The 16601-nt window shown below is 71.1% G+C and carries 19 protein-coding genes; 14 read left to right on the top strand and 5 right to left on the bottom strand.

The annotated features are described in order from the left end of the window. Nucleotides 1-133 precede the first annotated feature (133 nt). The 5 genes from ACTHNQ_RS18265 to ACTHNQ_RS18245 are packed head-to-tail and all read left to right on the top strand — an operon-like array spanning nt 134 to nt 5043. Complete coding sequence (locus tag ACTHNQ_RS18265; RefSeq protein WP_440335370.1) at nt 134-772, top strand: ABC transporter permease; 639 nt, start codon at nt 134-136, stop codon at nt 770-772. Beyond that, nucleotides 769-1704, top strand: a complete 936-nt coding sequence (locus tag ACTHNQ_RS18260; protein WP_440335369.1) for an ABC transporter permease — start codon at nt 769-771, stop codon at nt 1702-1704. Before ACTHNQ_RS18265 ends, ACTHNQ_RS18260 begins: the two co-directional genes overlap by 4 nt. After that, the gene (locus tag ACTHNQ_RS18255) at nt 1701-3374 is read left to right on the top strand and encodes an ABC transporter ATP-binding protein (RefSeq protein ID WP_440335368.1); all 1674 of its coding nucleotides are present in this window, start codon (nt 1701-1703) and stop codon (nt 3372-3374) included. The genes ACTHNQ_RS18260 and ACTHNQ_RS18255 overlap by 4 nt, the downstream gene beginning before the upstream one ends. After that, the gene (locus tag ACTHNQ_RS18250) at nt 3371-4129 is read left to right on the top strand and encodes a copper homeostasis protein CutC (protein WP_440335367.1); all 759 of its coding nucleotides are present in this window, start codon (nt 3371-3373) and stop codon (nt 4127-4129) included. Before ACTHNQ_RS18255 ends, ACTHNQ_RS18250 begins: the two co-directional genes overlap by 4 nt. Next, nucleotides 4126-5043: an ROK family protein gene (locus tag ACTHNQ_RS18245; RefSeq protein WP_440335366.1), complete on the top strand. Its 918-nt coding sequence runs from the start codon at nt 4126-4128 to the stop codon at nt 5041-5043. Before ACTHNQ_RS18250 ends, ACTHNQ_RS18245 begins: the two co-directional genes overlap by 4 nt. A 17-nt stretch (nt 5044-5060) precedes the next feature. On the opposite strand, the gene ACTHNQ_RS18240 is transcribed toward ACTHNQ_RS18245, so the two are convergent. Next, entirely contained in the window at nt 5061-5924 is an 864-nt protein-coding gene (locus ACTHNQ_RS18240; protein WP_440335365.1) for an aminoglycoside phosphotransferase family protein, read from the bottom strand. A 182-nt stretch (nt 5925-6106) separates the two neighbouring features. Between ACTHNQ_RS18240 and ACTHNQ_RS18235 the strand changes: the two genes are divergently transcribed. The 3 genes from ACTHNQ_RS18235 (at nt 6107) to ACTHNQ_RS18225 (ending at nt 8326) form a co-directional block, all read left to right on the top strand. Next, nucleotides 6107-6838 (top strand): alpha/beta fold hydrolase, encoded by a 732-nt coding sequence (locus ACTHNQ_RS18235; protein ID WP_440335364.1) that lies wholly within the window; start codon nt 6107-6109, stop codon nt 6836-6838. A gap of 132 nt (nt 6839-6970) precedes the next feature. After that, a complete protein-coding gene (locus ACTHNQ_RS18230) occupies nt 6971-7843 on the top strand; it encodes an SDR family NAD(P)-dependent oxidoreductase (RefSeq protein ID WP_440335363.1) in 873 nt (290 codons plus the stop codon). A gap of 9 nt (nt 7844-7852) precedes the next feature. Then, nucleotides 7853-8326, top strand: coding sequence for a MerR family transcriptional regulator (locus ACTHNQ_RS18225; protein WP_440335362.1), 474 nt, complete (start codon nt 7853-7855; stop codon nt 8324-8326). A 9-nt stretch (nt 8327-8335) separates the two neighbouring features. Here ACTHNQ_RS18225 and ACTHNQ_RS18220 read toward each other — a convergent pair whose 3' ends face one another. Further along, nucleotides 8336-8971: a hypothetical protein gene (locus ACTHNQ_RS18220; RefSeq protein ID WP_440335361.1), complete on the bottom strand. Its 636-nt coding sequence runs from the start codon at nt 8969-8971 to the stop codon at nt 8336-8338. A 72-nt stretch (nt 8972-9043) separates the two neighbouring features. Further along, nucleotides 9044-9781: a TetR/AcrR family transcriptional regulator gene (locus tag ACTHNQ_RS18215; protein WP_440335360.1), complete on the bottom strand. Its 738-nt coding sequence runs from the start codon at nt 9779-9781 to the stop codon at nt 9044-9046. 132 nt (nt 9782-9913) lie between these two features. Between ACTHNQ_RS18215 and ACTHNQ_RS18210 the strand changes: the two genes are divergently transcribed. Then, complete coding sequence (locus ACTHNQ_RS18210; protein WP_440335359.1) at nt 9914-11413, top strand: MFS transporter; 1500 nt, start codon at nt 9914-9916, stop codon at nt 11411-11413. A 90-nt stretch (nt 11414-11503) separates the two neighbouring features. Next, complete coding sequence (locus ACTHNQ_RS18205) at nt 11504-12532, top strand: NADPH:quinone reductase (RefSeq protein ID WP_440335358.1); 1029 nt, start codon at nt 11504-11506, stop codon at nt 12530-12532. A gap of 10 nt (nt 12533-12542) precedes the next feature. Here ACTHNQ_RS18205 and ACTHNQ_RS18200 read toward each other — a convergent pair whose 3' ends face one another. Beyond that, nucleotides 12543-12749 (bottom strand): hypothetical protein, encoded by a 207-nt coding sequence (locus ACTHNQ_RS18200; RefSeq protein ID WP_440335357.1) that lies wholly within the window; start codon nt 12747-12749, stop codon nt 12543-12545. A 204-nt stretch (nt 12750-12953) separates the two neighbouring features. Between ACTHNQ_RS18200 and ACTHNQ_RS18195 the strand changes: the two genes are divergently transcribed. Continuing rightward, entirely contained in the window at nt 12954-13949 is a 996-nt protein-coding gene (locus ACTHNQ_RS18195) for an adenosine deaminase (RefSeq protein ID WP_440335356.1), read from the top strand. A gap of 55 nt (nt 13950-14004) precedes the next feature. Continuing rightward, nucleotides 14005-14472 carry a hypothetical protein gene (locus tag ACTHNQ_RS18190; protein ID WP_440335355.1) on the top strand — a complete coding sequence of 156 codons (468 nt, stop codon included), beginning with the start codon at nt 14005-14007 and terminating at the stop codon, nt 14470-14472. Between the two features lie 23 nt (nt 14473-14495). Here ACTHNQ_RS18190 and ACTHNQ_RS18185 read toward each other — a convergent pair whose 3' ends face one another. Then, complete coding sequence (locus ACTHNQ_RS18185) at nt 14496-15128, bottom strand: LON peptidase substrate-binding domain-containing protein (RefSeq protein ID WP_440335354.1); 633 nt, start codon at nt 15126-15128, stop codon at nt 14496-14498. Between the two features lie 102 nt (nt 15129-15230). Here ACTHNQ_RS18185 and ACTHNQ_RS18180 point away from each other — a divergent pair, with 102 nt between their 5' ends. Further along, nucleotides 15231-15728: a DUF427 domain-containing protein gene (locus tag ACTHNQ_RS18180; protein WP_440335353.1), complete on the top strand. Its 498-nt coding sequence runs from the start codon at nt 15231-15233 to the stop codon at nt 15726-15728. 65 nt (nt 15729-15793) lie between these two features. Continuing rightward, the gene (locus ACTHNQ_RS18175) at nt 15794-16588 is read left to right on the top strand and encodes an IclR family transcriptional regulator (protein ID WP_440335352.1); all 795 of its coding nucleotides are present in this window, start codon (nt 15794-15796) and stop codon (nt 16586-16588) included. The last annotated feature ends 13 nt before the right edge of the window (nt 16589-16601 follow it).

Raw genomic sequence — 16601 nt, 5'->3', positions numbered from 1 at the left:
GGGGCAGCTGTAGCGCCCCTCCCGGGCGCCCCGCGCCGGGGGGGACGGGGGCGCGTGGTCCACACTCAAGCGCCCGGGCGCCGACGCGATCGGCCAGCGTCTTCCGAAGACGCTGCTGCTGGCATCCCTCTCGATGATCGTGGCGCTGATCGTCGCGATCCCGATGGGCATCTACCAGGCGGTGCGTCGCGGCAAGGCCGGCGACTACGCCTTCACGACGTGGAACTTCGTGATCTACTCCACGCCGTCGTTCTTCCTCGGCCTGATCCTGGTGATCGTCTTCTCGCAGTGGCTGGGATGGTTCCCCGCCCTCGCGCCGCAGGGCGACACCGTCGCGGACGTGCTGGCGAACCCCGCAGGGCTCGTGCTTCCCGTCGCCACGGCGGCGCTCGGCATCATCGCCACCATCTCGCGATACATGCGCTCGGCGACGATCGACAATCTGTCGGAGGACTACGTGCGCACGGCGCGTGCCAAGGGCACCCCGAAGGCCGTCGTCGTGCGGCGCCACGTCGTGCGCAACTCGCTCACCCCGGTGATCGCCATGCTGGGCTACTACCTGCCCGTCATGTTCGGCGGCATGATCGTCGTCGAGTCGCTCTTCAACTACCCCGGCATGGGCCTGCTCTTCTGGACGAGCGCCCAGACCGGCGACTACCCGGTCCTGCTCGGCTGCGTGATGGTCATCGCGGTCGCCACGGTCGTCGGCTCGCTGCTCGCCGACCTGGTCCAGGCGCTGCTGGACCCCCGTACCCGAGGGGAACTGTCATGACGACCGTCACCACTCCGTCCCCCACGACCCCGGACGTGGGACCGGCCACGCCCACGGCGGCGACCAAGACCCCGAAGGGCTCGGGCTCGCCGTTCCGCCGCGGACTGCGACGCTTCACGCACAACAGGCTGGCCGTATTCGGCCTCATCGTGCTGGGCTTCTTCCTCGTCTTCTGCTTCATCGGCCCGCTCCTGTACCCGACCGATCAGGTGCACACCGACCTGACGAGCACGATGCTGCCGCCGGGCACCGACGGCCACCCGCTGGGCACCGACGACGTCGGCTACGACGTGCTCGGCCGCCTCATGATCGCCGGCCAGGTGTCGATCGTCATCGGCCTCGCCGCGGGCGTGCTCGCCACCGTGATCGGCACCCTGTGGGGCGCCGTCTCGGGGTACGTCGGCGGCGCCGTCGATGCCGTCATGATGCGGATCGTGGATGCCGGCATCGCGATCCCCGCGACGTTCCTGCTGCTGATCCTCTCGGCCATCATGAAGCCGTCCGTGCCGCTGATGATCGTGGTGATCGGCCTCGTGTCGTGGCTCGTGCCCGCGCGTCTCGTGCGCGCCGAGTCGATCTCGCTGAAGTCGCGCGAGTACGTCCTCGCGCTGCGGGCCATGGGAGGCACGCACGGACGCGCGGTCATGAAGCACATCGTGCCGAACACGGTGGGCACGATCGTCGTGAACGCGACCTTCCAGGTGGCCGATGCGATCCTGCTCGTGGCGTACGTCTCGTTCCTCGGCATGGGGCTGCAGAAGCCCGCGACCGACTGGGGCGCCATGCTCACCGGCGGCATGCAGTACACGTACGCGGGCGCCTGGTGGCTCATCTTCCCCGCCGGCCTGTGCATCGTGCTGGTCGTGGTCGCGTTCAACGCGATCGGCGACGGCCTGCGCGACTTCTTCGACGTGAAGGGACGCGACCGTTGAGCGCGAACGCACCGCTGCTGAGCATCCGTGACCTGCAGGTCACGTTCCGCACCGACGACGGCCCCGTCGAGGCCGTGAAGGGCATCGACCTCGACATCCGCGCGGGCGAGGTGCTGGCACTGGTCGGCGAGTCCGGGTCGGGCAAGTCGGTCACCGCGATGTCGATCCTGCAGCTGCTGCCGTCGGCGGCGACCCGCACGGGATCCATCTCGCTGGACGGCCGCGAGCTCACCGCGCTGAGTGAGGCGCAGATGAACGACGTGCGCGGCCGCGAGATCTCGATGATCTTCCAAGAGCCGATGGCGGCGCTGAACCCGTCGATGCGCATCGGCGACCAGATCTCCGAGGCGCTGCGCAACCACGAGGCCATCACGAAGGCCGAAGCCCGCGCCCAGGCCGTCGAGCTGCTGCGGCGTGTCGGCATCCCCGAGCCGGAGCGTCGCGCCGCCGGCTACGCGCACGAGATGTCGGGTGGTCAGCGCCAGCGCGTCGTCATCGCGATCGCGCTGGCGTGCGGCCCGAAGCTCATCATCGCCGACGAGCCGACGACGGCCCTCGACGTGACGGTGCAGGCCGAGATCCTCGACCTCATCCGCGATCTCGCGACCGAGCGGGGAACGGCGTTCCTCCTCGTCACCCACAACATGGGGGTCGTCGCCGACATCGCCGACCGGGTCGCGGTGATGTACCGCGGCGACATGGTCGAGGTGGGGACCACCGCCCAGGTGCTGCGGCATCCCGAGGCGGCCTACACGCAGCGGCTGCTCGCGGCCGTCCCGCGCCTGCCCGAGGCGGACGAGGTCCAGCCCGATCCGACGGATGCGGCCACCGCCGCACCGCCCGTCCTCTCGCTGACCGACGCGAGCGTCACGTACCGCAAGGCTGGACAGCACTTCACCGCGCTCGACGCGGTATCGGTCGACATCGCTCCCGGCGAGATCCTGGGCCTCGTGGGCGAATCCGGGTCGGGCAAGTCGACTCTCGGCAAGGTCGCGCTCGGCCTCGTGCCTATGTCAGGCGGGGAGCTGCGCCTGTTCGGCGAGAAGGTCGGTCACGGCGGGGTCCGAGGCCGCGCCGAGCGCCGCCTGCGCGGCCGGGTCGGCACGGTGTTCCAGGACCCGGGCTCGAGCCTCGACCCGCGCGCGACCGTCGCCGACGCGATCGCGGAACCCCTCATCGTGCACCGCGCATCCCACCCGATGTCGGCCCGGGCCCGCGCCGCGCGGGTGCGCGAGCTGCTGGAGGCGGTCGAGCTGCCCGCGTCATACGCGAGCCGGTACCCGCACGAACTATCGGGGGGTCAGCGTCAGCGCATCGGACTCGCGCGCGCCATCGCCCTGGAGCCCGAGCTGATCATCGCCGACGAGCCCACCAGCGCCCTCGACGTGTCGGTGCAGGCCGCAGTGCTCAAGGTGCTGCGCGAGCTGCAGGAGCGCATGCGCTTCGCGTGCCTGTTCATCAGCCACGACCTCGCCGTCGTGCACGAGTTCTCGGACCGTGTGGCCGTCATGTACGCCGGGCAGATCGTGGAGCTCGGGCGCACCGACGACGTGCTGCTGCGCCCGCAGCACCCGTACAGCAGGCGGCTGCTCGCCTCGGTCCCGGTGCCCGATCCCGTGGTCCAGGCCGGCCGGCGCCTCGCCCGCCTGACGACGCGGGCCGTCGCGTGAGCGCAGTGCCCGCGCTGGAGCTGATCGCCCAGGACGCGGCGGCGGTCCAGGTCGCGGTCGAGATCGGCGCCGCCCGCGTCGAGCTGTGCCAGGCGCTCGCCCTCGGCGGCCTGACCCCGTCGATCGCGACGATCGAGCACGCCGTCGCTGCTGCGGCCGGCGCGGTCGAGGTGCACGCCCTCATCCGGGTGCGCCCCGGCGGTTTCCGCTACGACGCCGACGAGGTGTGGGTCATGGCGGACGACGTGCGCGCGGCCGTCGCGGCGGGAGCGTCGGGCGTGGTCGTCGGATGCCTCGACGCCGACGGCCGCTTCGACCGTGACCAGATGAGCAGACTGCGGGATGCCGCCGGCGACGCCGGGTTCGCCGCACACCGTGCCATCGACGTGTCGGCGGATCCGCTGGCGGCCATCGACGACCTCGTCGCGCTGGGCGTCGAGCGCGTGCTGACGTCGGGTGCGGCATCCACCGCTCTCGACGGAACCGAGACGCTCGCCGCCATGGTGGCGCGCGCGGACGGACGCATCGACGTCATGGCGGGCGGGGGAGTCACGGCCGCGTCGGTCGAGGGCATCCTGCGCAGCGGAGTCCCTTCGATCCACTTCTCGGCCAAGCGCACGGTCCGGGACGCCTCGGGCGTGAGCATGGGCTCCGCCGAAGCCGACGGCGTCGGATCGTACGACACCGTCGACATCGACCTCGCGCGCGACATCGCCGCGGCCGTCCGTGCGTTCGGAGGCGTCGGCGTCCGATGAGTTCTGCAGTGGTGCTCGGCCTCGATGTCGGAGGCTCGAGCGTGAAGTACCGGCTTGCCTCGGCGGCCCCCTCCGAGCGGATCCCCGAAGCGCTCGCGCAGGGCACCGTGTCGACCCCCAAGAAGAAGCCGGTGGCCGGGCTCGCCGCGATCGCGCGCGACGTCACCGGGCCGCACCGGCTCGTGGCGGTCGTGGTCGCGATCCCCGGACTGGTCGACGAGTCGAGCGGGACCGTGCTGCGGTCGGCGAACCTGCCGGCGCTCGACGGGCTCTCGCTCGGCCCGGCGCTCTCGGCTGAGTTGGACGCGCCCGTCGGCGTCATCAACGACGGCCGAGCGGCCGCCGTCGCCGAGGCGCGGTGGGGCGCGGGCGCGGGGGAGCGCGACGTCTTCACCCTCGCCCTCGGCACCGGCATCGCCGGATCGCACATCGTCGACGGCCGGGTCGTGGACGGCGCGCACGGCATCGCCGGCGAGCTCGGCCACGTGGTCGTCGACCCGTCGGGCGCGCGCTGCGCGTGCGGTCAGCGCGGCTGCCTCGAGACCGTCGTCGGCGCTCCAGCGCTGCGCCGGGCCTGGAACCGCGCCGGCGGCGAGGGCTCGCCGAAGGACCTGCTGTCGGCGTACGAGGCGGGCGACGAGCGTGCGATCCGGGTGGTCGACCGGGGTGCGGGGGCGCTCGCCGACGCGGTGCTGACCCTGCTCGCCCTCGTGGATCCGGGCGTCATCGTGGTCGGCGGCGGGCTGGCCAGCACGCCGCACCGACTCGTCGTGCGCGCACGGGCTCTCGTCGACGAGCGCGCGACGTTCCACCGTGTGCCGCCGATCGTGCCCGCGACGCTCGGCAAGTGGGCAGGCGCCGTCGGCGCCGTCGCCGAGGCCCGCCACCTCGCCGATCGCGTCCCCGTCGGCTGACGCTCGGCTGAGGCGGCTCAGACCACCGGGTCGGCGAGCACCTCGGCGAGGATCCGCCGGTGCTCTCCGTCCGTGTCGGCGCTCGGCTCGCCTGCCAGCACGATGAGCGATTTCCACAGCGCCCAGCCGCGAGCCCGCTGCCACGTTGCGTCGTCGAGGCCCGCGGCCTCGCTGAAGGCCGTCCGGGCGTCACCGCCGAAGTGCGTCCACGCCAGCACGAGGTCGCACGCCGGATCGCCCACTCCGCACGTGCCGAAGTCGATGAGCGCACTCAGCCGACCGTCGCGCACCAGCAGATTGCCGACCGCGACATCGCCGTGGAACCACACCGGTCGCCGCTCCCACACGCTCGTCGTCGCGGTCAGCCAGATGGCGGCGCACGCCTCGGCATCGACATCGAGCCGCTCCAGCGCCCGCTGCACCTCGTCGCTGTAGGCGCTCGGGTGGCTGCCGCGGTAGAACGAGTGCCGGCCTGCGGCGACGCCGGCGTCCGTGGGGAGGGCCCGCAGGGCTTCGAGCATCCCTCCGACGTCCTTCGCGAGGGCCACCTGATCGAGAGCGGATGCCGCCTCGACGGTCTCGCCGGGCAGCCAGCGCCGCACCGACCACGGGAAGGGGTAGCCCCGCCCGGGTGCACCGACCGCGACGACCGACGGCACCGCCACGGGGAGGCGTCCGTCGAGGAAGCTGAGCGCGCGCTCCTCCTTCTGGACAGCGGCGACGTACCCCTCGGCGCTCGGCAGGCGCACCGACAGTTCGTCGCCGAGCCGGAAGGTGCGGTTGTCCCAGCCTTGGCGGGCGACCGGCCGGACGGGGAGTGCTGCGAGGTGGGGGAGCTGCTCGGCGATGAGGGCGGAGACGAGCGCGGCGTCGATGTGCATCCCTGCCAGCCTGGCAGGTCCGCGGGTCCGCCGTACGACTGTTCGGAAAGCGTTTCGCGTCGGACTCTGGTGCCGGCCCGGCGGTCGCCCCTATGTTGTGCGATAGCGCGTCTGGGGCAGTACGTGACGCGACCGCATCATCCAGCCGTCGCCGCTCGGCGACACCACCGATGGGAAGTCGTATGTCAGAGACCAAGCCGACCATCGTCCTCGTGCACGGCGCGTGGGCGGATGCATCGAGCTGGAACGCCGTGAGCGTCCCCCTGCAGGCCGAGGGCTACACCGTCCTCGCGCCGCCGAACGAGCTGCGCGGACTCCAGTCCGATTCGGCGTACATCGCGTCGTTCCTGGCGCAGCGCACCAGCGGGCCGGTCGTGCTCGTCGGGCATTCGTACGGCGGCGCCGTCATCACGAACGCCGGTGCGCAGGGCGGCGACGTGCGCGCGCTCGTGTACGTCGACGCCTTCATCCCCGACGAGGGCGAGACCGTCGTGAGCATCCTGGACGGGTCGGGCTCGGCGCTCGCCGTCGCCGACCCGACGACGGTGCTCGACGTGGCCGGATATCCGGGGGCTCCCGAGGGCGCCGCCGACGCGTTCCTCAAGCCCGAGACGGTGCACACCGCCTTCGCGCAGGACCTGCCCGAAGTCGACCGCTGGACCATCGTCGCGACGCAGCGCCCGATCTCTTTCGTGGCCAACGTCTCGCCATCGGGGCCGCCGGCGTGGAAGACGATCCCCAGCTGGGCCGTGCTCGGTACCGAGGATCGCGTCATCCCGATCGACACGCAGCGCCGCCAGGCACAGCGTGCGGGTGCGACGGTCAGCGAGGTCGACGGGTCGCACGTGTCGATGGTGTCGCACCCCGAGGCGGCGCTCGCCGCGATCCGGGCAGCCGCGGCGTCGATCGGCTGAGTTCCTGGTGGATCCCCCGGGGTGCGGTCGAGGCGCCGCCACCCGGGGGATCCGTCGTCTCCGGCACGGATGCCGACCACGTGAGAACGCGGGCTTGCCTTCGAGCGCACTCGAAGGCGTAGCGTCGCCGCCATGACGACGAACACCGACACGAAGGTCTGGATCATCACAGGGGCGAGCTCGGGGCTCGGGCTCGCCCTCGCACAAGCGGCCCTCGACGCCGGCGAACGGGTGGTCGGGACCGCGCGGCGCGCCGGACGTTTCGATGCTCTCGCCGCCGCGTACCCCGACCGCTTCGTGGGCGTCGAGCACGACGTGCGCGACACCGAGGGCGCCGCCGCTGTGGTGCAGCGGGCGGTTGGGGAGTTCGGCCGCGTCGACGTGCTGGTGAACAACGCGGGCGTCGGCCAGGTGGGCGCGGCGGAAGAGGTGTCGGATGCCGCCCTGCGCGACATGCTCGACCAGCACCTGTTCGGCCCCGCCGCCTTCGTGCGTGCCGTGCTGCCGCACCTGCGAGGTCAGGGGTCGGGGGCGATCGTGCAGATGAGCAGCCAGGGCGGACGCATGTCGTTCCCGGCGGTCGGCAGCTATTCGGCGGGCAAGTTCGCGCTGGAGGGGTGGTCCGAGGCCCTCGCCGGCGAGGTGGCTCCGTTCGGAGTGCGCGTGCTGATCGTCGAACCCAGCCGGTTCCGCACCGGGTTCAATGCCGCCGACGTGCTGAAGACCGCCGCAGCGGATGCCTCGTACGAGGGCGTGACCCGCGCAGTGAGGGCCAACATGGCCGAGGCCGACGGCATCCAAGAAGGCGATCCGGTGCGTGCGGCGGCGGTCATCCGCGACGTGCTCCAGCGCGACGACGCGCCGCTGCGGCTGCCGCTCGGGGCCGAGGCCGTGCGCAATCTCACGCGGGTCTACCGCCGTGCGCTCGACGACGTCGAGGCGTGGGCGCCGCTCAGCGAGTCGGCCGACTTCCCCGGCGTGCCCGCCGCCGTGCGCGCGTTCTAGCCTGGACGCATGGCCACCGACGTGCTGCTTGGACGCATCCTCGACGCCGACCCGGGATCGCCGGATGCCGGCGTTCAGGCCCTGCTCGCGCTGCACAGCGACCTCGTGCTCGATCCTGAGCGGGAGCCGCTGAGCATCGCCGACGCGTCGCGTCTGCTCGGCCTGTCGGCCCACACGCTCCGGTACTACGAGCAACAGCGGCTCGTGCATCCCGCCCGCAACGACTCCGGCTACCGCGAGTACTCCGCCGAAGACCTGCGCCGGCTGGTCTTCGTGACGCGCATGCGGGTGTCGGGCATGAGCATGCGCGACCTGACCCGGTACGTGGCGCTCGTCGAGCAGGGAGACCAGACGATCCCCGAGCGGCGCCGCATGATGTTCGAGCAGCGGGACCGCGTGCTGCGGCAGCTTCGCGAACTGACGCTGGCGCTGGAGACGACCGAGTACAAGATCCGCGAGTACGACGCCCACCCGGAGGGGTGAGCCGGCGGGTCACACGAAGGCCCTCAACGCGCGGCGGTACGAGTCGCTGTCGGCGCGGGCCGCGTCGGTCGTCAGCAGCGCCGTCGGCGAGAGGCGGCGGTCGAACTCACCCACGCACGGGATCGTCACGACCTTCGTGAGGCCGGCGCGCCAGGCGGCGATGAGGTCGTCGAGGTCGCGGCGCTCGGGGCCGATCGGTGCCGGCGCGTGCATGGCGGCGATGACGCGATCGTGTCCGCGCTGGTCCCACTCGCGAAAGCCGTCGTCGAACACCGCGTCGCCGACCTCGTCCCGCCATGAGGGGCCCGTGAGCTGCTGCAGCAGCTCCCACCGCTCCCGGGATCCGAGCGCGGATCGCTGCAGCTCCTGGATCAGCCGGGAGGCATCGTCCCGCCCCTCATGCGCCGCCGCCGCGCGCCACACGCGCGGCCACGCCTGCTCCCATTCCGTCCGCATCCTCTCGGTGACGCCCGCGACCGGTTCGGGTGTGTCGGTGAGCAGCGGCGGCAGGTCGTCGCCCTCCACGCGCAGCCCGTACGCCTCGCGCACCCACAGCAGCTCCAGCAGGGCGTGCGGCCGATCCTCGACGGTGATGACCATGTCGTGCGGCCACGGATTGCCGGGATCGGGAAACAGAGAGCGCATGCGCCCATCATGGCCGGTCAGGAACGAATTATGGATGCCGTCACGCCGGGGTGGCGGCATCCATTCGGCGCGTCAGCGTCCGGCTTGCAGGCGCAGGCCCGACAGCAGCAGGTCGAGGCCGCCGACGAACTGGTCGCGGTCGTCGTGGCCGTCGAACTCGTCGACGATGTGGTGGATGTAGGGGAACCGGGCCGGGTCGAGCGCTCGCCACTGGGCGGTCGCGCTCGCCATGTACTGCTCCTTGCTGAGCTCGCCCGAGACGACGGTCTCGGGAAGCTCCTGACCCATGTCGGCCGCGGTGCCGATCACGTACCCGACCACGGCCGACGTCGCGTGGAAGGACTGGCGGGGCGTGAGGTCGAGGCGCATGACCTGCTCGCCGATCCGTTCGTACAGCTGCAGCGAGTGGGTCTGGATCGCGGTGTCGCGCAAGACGTAGGCGCCGAGCCACGGGCGATCCACGATCGCGTCGAACATCGCGACGGCGATGGTGCGCAGGTCGTCGATGGGGTCGCCACCGCCGACGTCGGCGGTCGCCTCGAGCACACCGCCGAGCACCGAGTCCGCCGCGAGGTCGAGCAGCTCGTCGCGGCCTGACACGTACCAGTACACGCTCGCGACGCCGCCGCCCAGCCGGGCCGCAAGCGCGCGGATCGTCAGACCCTGCGCGCCGGACTCGTCGAGGATCTCGACCGCCCCGGCCAGCACCGATTCGAGGGAGTGCGAGGCGCGGGTGCGGGTACGTGGTCCGCGCGACCGTGGCGAAGCCTCGCTCGACGGCGTCTCACCGGCTTGCGGAGGTGTGGCCATGGCTCCATCCCACCACAGGATGCGCCGAAGAGAGCGGAGGCGCTTGCGAGTTATCGAACATCGTTCTATTCTATCGAACGGTGTTCGAACAACGAACGCTGTTCTATTCGCTGCTCGATCCGAGGAGGCGCCATGAGCACGGCATCCACCACCCCCACATCACGCACCTACATATCGATGAAGTCGGCGTGGGTCCCTCTCGCCGCGCTGTGCCTGGCGTTCTTCGTCGAGATGGTCGACAACACGCTGCTGTCGATCGCGCTGCCGACGATCGGCCGCGAGCTCGGCGGCGACACCACGTCCCTGCAGTGGATCACCGGCGCCTACTCGCTGACCTTCGGGGGACTTCTGCTGACTGCAGGCTCGATCGCCGACCGATTCGGCCGCCGCCGCGTGCTGCAGATCGGGCTCGCGCTATTCGGACTCGTCAGCCTCGCGGTGCTCCTCGTGAGCTCCACGGGCGAGCTCATCGCGCTGCGCGCCGCGCTCGGCATCGCCGCGGCCGCGATGGCGCCCATCACGAACTCGCTGGTGTTCCGGCTGTTCGACGACGAGAAGCTGCGCATGCGCGCGATCACGCTGATGATGGTCGTCGGCATGTCGGGATTCGTGCTGGGTCCGCTCCTCGGCGGCACGATGCTCGCGCACCTGCCCTGGCAGTGGCTGCTGCTGGTGAACGCCCCGATCGCGCTCATCGCCGCGCTGGGCGTCCACTTCGGCGTGCCGGCCGACACCGCCGACGGCCTCACGAAGGACCGCCTCGATCTGCCGGGCGCCGCGCTCAGCATCCTGACGATCGGCCTCGCCTGCTATTCGCTCACGAGCGGCATCGAGAACGGGTGGATGTCGCCGGTCACGGTCACCGTCGCGCTCGGGGCCGCGGCATCCCTCGCCCTCTTCATCGTCCGTGAACGTCGCGCCGCGTCGCCGATGCTCGACCTGTCGCTCTTCCGGCTCGGGACGGTGCGCGGTGCGGCCATCGCGCAGATCGGCACGTCGGTGGCGATGGCGGGCGTGATGTTCGCGCTTATCCTTCACTTCCAGTACGCCTGGGGCTGGTCGCCGCTGCAGGCAGGGCTCGCCAACCTGCCGATCATCGTCACGATGATCGGGGCGACACCGCTGACGGAGTGGCTCGTGCGGCGCTTCGGCCACCGCATCGCGTGCCTGGTCGGCGCAGCGCTGCTGGCGGCAGGGCTCGGCCTGATGGCCTGGGGCGTCGAGCAGACCTACCTGGCGATCGCCGTCGCGATGGTCGTGGTGACCGCCGGACTGCGCACCGTCATGACGATCTGCGCCGTGGCGCTCGTCGGCGCGATGCCCGACAACCGCACCTCGATGGGTGCGGCCATGAACGACACCGCGCAAGAGGTCGGCACGAGCGTAGGCACCGCGGTCGTCGGCACGCTCATCGCCGTGCTCGTCACGACGGTGCTGCCCGACGGAGCGTGGAGCCCCGAGCTGACGGCATCGTTCTTCCACGGCGAGCAGATCGTGTTCATCGTGCTGGCCATCGCCGTCGGGCTCATCTCAGGGCTGGGAGCCCTGACCCTGACCAACGCGCGGACGGTGGATGAGCACGCGGCGGGGGCGGCGGAGGATGGGGTGGAACTGGAGCCGGCGAAGGGCTGAACACGTCGGCTCGGTCGACGGATCGGCAGCATCCGATGTCTTGCGGCTGCAGCGGGAAGCCTCCGTGCCTGACACACGTTGGCCCCTTGCATGAGATCGATCGTCTACTCCCGTACCGGCAGCTCGTCCGTCCTCTCGCTCGCCGATCGCGAACCCGCCGCGCCCGGCCCCGGTGAGGTGCGTGTGAAGGTCACCGTGTCGGGTGTGAATCCGACGGACTGGAAGGCCCGCGCCGGCAGCGGGCAGAAGACGGCGTTCGACGAGATCGTGCCCAACCAGGACGGCGCGGGCGTGATCGATGCCGTCGGCGAGGGTGTGACCCAGCCGGCGGTCGGCGATCGCGTGTGGCTGTACCTCGCCCAGCATCAGCGACCCACCGGCACCGCGCAGGAGTACACGGTCGTCCCCGCAGAGCGTGCGGTGACGCTGCCCGACGGCATCGGCTTCGATGCGGCCGCAAGCCTCGGCGTGCCGGCGATGACGGCGCACCGCGCCCTCACCGTTCACGAGTCCGGACCCGCTCGGCTTTCGCCAGGCTCGCTCGAGGGCCGCATCGTGCTGGTGGCCGGGGGAGCGGGGGCCGTCGGGCACGCCGCGATCCAGCTCGCGGTCTGGGCCGGCGCGACCGTCATCGCGACGATCTCGAGCGATGAGAAGGCGGCGCTGGCGACGGCCGCGGGTGCCCACCACGTCGTGAACTACCGCGACGGTGCCGCCGCCGCGAAGATCGCCGCGCTCGCGCCTGCCGGCGTCGACCACATCGTCGAGGTGTCGCTCACACAGAACGCCGTGCTCGACGCACAGGTGATCGCGAACCACGGTTCGATCGCGTACTACGCCGACAACGGCGGCGATCAGGCCACGATCCCGGTGCGACCGACCTTCGCGAAGAACGTGCGCATCCAGGGACTGCTGCTGTACACCGTGGGGCAGGCGGCGCTGTCTGCCGCCGCGGAAGACATCACCGCAGCGCTGCACGACGGTGCACTGCCCGTCGGCGAGGCCGCCGGGCTGCCGCTGACGTGGTTCTCGCTCGAAGAGACCGCCGCCGCCCACGACGCGGTCGAGCAGGGCGCCGTCGGCAAGGTGCTCATCGACGTCACCGGCGACAACCGCTGAACCTGAGAGGCTAGCCGGCTCTGCGCCGACGGGCGACGACGATCGCGACCACGATCAGCACGACGCCGGCGATGAGCACGATCGGCCCGATCGTGGCCCACAGCGGCGACCCGCTCATCGCCGACCCGCCGAGGACGTTGAGGCCCTGCAGGGTCCACACCGCACCGACCAGCACCAGCAGGATGCCCAGCGCGAGCCACGGCCACATACGCTTCATGGCGCGAATGTACTCCTGGGGAGTGGATGCCGTCACGCCTGGGCGCTTCCCCGCGACGGACCTTCGAAGTCTCGTGGAACGGTGAGGTACGACGCAGATGGATCGCCGGCGCCACCACGCCTGGGAGGATCTGCCTCGTATCGATATCGTCGTGGACCTCGACTACCGCCGATTCCTCGACCTGGTGACTACGGAGCTGACCACATGACCGATCCGTCCGGTGCTGCTGTGCGCCGGCTGCCCTTCTGTGAACTGCACGTCCACATCGAGGGCACCCTCGAACCGGCCACCATCTTCGCGTTGGCTCGTGCGACGGGGCTTCCGCTGCCGTACGCGTCGGAACGGGACTTGGCCGAGGCGTACCGGTTCGCCGATCTGCAGTCGTTCTTGAACCTGTACTACGAGAACATGCGGGTGCTGCAGACCGAGGAGGACTTCTTCGAGCTGGGCGCTGCCTACCTGCGCCGCGCCCACGCCGGGGGGACCGTTCATGCCGAGATGTTCGTCGACCCGCAGGCGCACTCCAAGCGAGGGATCGCCGAATCCGTCGTGCTGGCGGGACTGCACCGGGCGATCGAGACCGTGGGGCGAGAGACCGGGATCACCGCGTCGATCATCGTCTGCATCCTGAGGGACGACCCGGTCATCGAAGCCGAGCGCATGCTCGACCGCGTGCTGGAGTCCGGGTTCGCGATCACGGGCCTGGGTCTGGACTCTGCGGAGGTCGGCTACCCGCCCTCCCTGTTCCGCAGCGTGTTCGGCCGAGCCCGCGACGCGGGTCTGCGGGTGGTGGCGCACGCGGGTGAGGAGGGTCCGGCGGACTACGTCTGGCAAGCCCTCGACGTCCTCGGCGTCGAGCGAATCGATCACGGGAATCGCGCTCTTGAGGATCCCGCCCTCGTTGCCCGGCTCGCCCGAGACGGTGTTCCGCTCACCATGTGCCCGTTCTCCAACGTCCGACTGCGGGTCATCCCTGACCTTGCGAGTTTCCCCCTGCGAGAAGCGCTGGACGCGGGCCTTCATGTGACCATCAACTCGGATGACCCCGCCTACTTCGGAGGCTACCTCGACGACAATCTCCGGGCGCTGACGGCAGCGTTCTCGCTCACGTCCGACGATCTGAGGGAGCTGGCCGTGAACTCGGTTCGCGCGAGCTTCGTGGATGCGGACCGGCGACGGCAGCTGATCTCGCTGGCGTAGGCGGTATCCGACGAGCGAGCGCCGGGCGCCCCACCGCCGGGTTAGGGTCGGTCGCATGTCCGAGGCATCCGATCACTGGCGCGACGCCGCTGTCATCCTGGGCTGGAATCCGAGCCTGTGGGACGAGTGGCCAGGCTCGTACGCGGGGGTCGTGGCGGGCGTTGCCGCGGGCACGCCCTATGTGACGCAGTGGTCGGTGGGCTCCCGCAGAGAGGTGGAGCCCGGGACCGACGCGTGGCTGCTGCGGCAGGGCGGGTCGTACGGGCTCATCGGGCACGGCACGGTGCTCACGCAGCCGTACGAGGATGTGCACTTCGCCGATCCGCGGCGCACGGCGAGCTTCGTCGATGTCGCGTTCGACGAGCTCGTGATCGAGGCCGATCGAGTGCCGAGGGACGTCCTCGAGGTCGTCGTGCCCGAAGTGGCCTGGCGGTTCCAGTTCCGCTCCGGCAACCGCATCGCGCCGGAACCGAACCGACGGCTGCGCGAGCTGTGGCGGGAGGCGATGGCCGCCCTCGGGTGAGCCGGCAACCAGCGCCTACTCGATCACTCGTCCGGAGACGCCGGGCGTCCGATCAGGATCTCCTGCTCCAGGGTCAGGTCGATCACCTGCCGCAGGAGCCCTCCCACGGTGGTCGCGTGCAGCAGCCGCTGCCGGTCGAAGTCGCCCAGCGGCGCGATGGCCGCCAGCTGCCACACGGCTTCGATCGGCTCGTCAGAGACCTCGGTCGAGGCATCCCATCGCACCGTGCCCAGCAGGTCTCCGTACATCGTGGCGCGTCCCACGACGCGCCGGACGATCGCTTCGGTCTCGTCGAGGAGGGGAGCCAGGGCGTCGTCCCAGACCAGGGGCGCAAGCGGTGCGACGTCGGCTCGGGGGTACGGGTGGTCGTGGAGCCACTCGGTGACGACGACGCGCTCGCCCCCGACGGCGACGACGTGCATCGCCTCGGCCGCCGAGGTCACCTGCACGATGCGTGCCATGGTGCCGATGCGGCTGCGCTGCTCTCCGCCGCCGACCTCGCTGCCGCGCTCGATCATCGTCACACCGAACTGCGGGTCGTCGTGATCGAGCAGGTGCCCGAGCATCGTCAGGTAGCGCGGTTCGAACAGGCGCAGGGCGAGGGGAGTGTGCGGCATGAGAACCGAACCGAGCGGAAACATCGCCACCGGTGCCATGCGCCCAGTCAAGCAGGGGTGGAGCGAGCCTCGAGCTGAGAGATCGCTGGGATCGGGAGAGGTCGGGCGGGCGGTTCGTAGGCTGACCGGAAGGAGGACGACATGCCGCATCCGCAGCCCGAGCCGATCTCTGCCGGCCAGGAATCCGTCTGGGACTACCCCCGCCCGCCGCGGGTGGAGCACGTCGATCGGCGTGTGCGCATCACGCTCGGGGGCGTGCTGATCGTCGACACGGCCGATGTGGTCCGCGTGCTCGAGACGAGTCATCCGCCCGTGTACTACCTGCCGCAGGACGCCTTCGCGCCCGGCGTGCTGACGTCGGGCCCCGGCGGTTCGGTGTGCGAGTTCAAGGGCTCTGCCCGCTACTTCGACGTGCAGGCCGGCGGCGAGCTGCGTCCGCACGCGGCCTGGGGGTACCCGGACCCTTTGCCGGGCTATGAGGCGCTGCGCGATCGCGTCGCCGTCTACTCGGCGATGATGGACCGCTGCACCGTCGACGGCGTCGACGTGACACCGCAGCCCGGCCGGTTCTACGGGGGATGGATCACGCCCGAGATCCGGGGCCCCTTCAAGGGCGGCCCGGGAACCCTCGGCTGGTGAGCGCGGCCGGACGCGCTCGGCGGGGACGGTGACCGCCCGCTGAGCCACCTCGATATCCTCTCCCTGTGACCCTGCGAGACGATGTCGCCGCTGAGCGGACCAGCATGGGCCGCGGCATGGACGTCGTCTCGTGCGTGGCGGACCTGTCGGCGGCGAGTGAGCAGGGCGTCTCGGTGCAGGCCATCGCCCGAGCGCTCGGACGCGATCGGTCGCAGGTCTCGCGGACGCTCTCCGCGCTGGCGCAGGAGCGACTGGTGTCGCGGGGCTCCGACGGCGGGTACCGGCTGGCGTGGGGCTGGTACGCCTCGGCGGAGCAGCTCGTCGAACGGCGCCTGCGCAGTGAGGGGCTCACGATCCTCGACGAGCTGTCCGAAGCTGTGGGGGAGGCATCCTTTCTCGGCGTCCTCGAAGGCGACACGACGGTCACGATCGTCGAGAGCGTGCCGCCGGCCGCGCGGCTGATCGGTTCGTGGATCGGGCGCGCGTATCCGGCGTTCTGCAGTGACGCCGGTCAGGCGGTGCTGTGGGATGCCTCCGACGACGAGGTGCGCGGCGTCTTCAGCCGCACGACCTTCCGCAGCGCCGGTCCTCGCGCCGCCGCATCGGTCGACGAGTTCCTGGAGCGCCTGAACGCAGCGCGCGCCCGGGGCTACGCGATCGTCGCGGAAGAGGCGGAGCCGGGCCTGTACTCGGTGTCGGCGCCCGTCTGGGACTTCCGCGGCGAGGTCGTCGCGGGCCTGCAGATCGTGGGGGAGCGGCATCGCCTGGAGCCGAGATCCGAGGCTCTGGGTGCGGCGGTCGTCGACGCGGCTCAGCGGCTGTCGACGATGCTCGGCGCCGACGAAGCCCGAGGCGACTGACCCCGAGCCGAGG

It is taken from the genome of Microbacterium sp., assembly GCF_051953575.1.
Taxonomy (GTDB): Bacteria; Actinomycetota; Actinomycetes; order Actinomycetales; family Microbacteriaceae; genus Microbacterium.
Note: the sequence above shows the minus strand (reverse complement) of the source record. Positions and strands in the feature narration are given on the sequence as shown.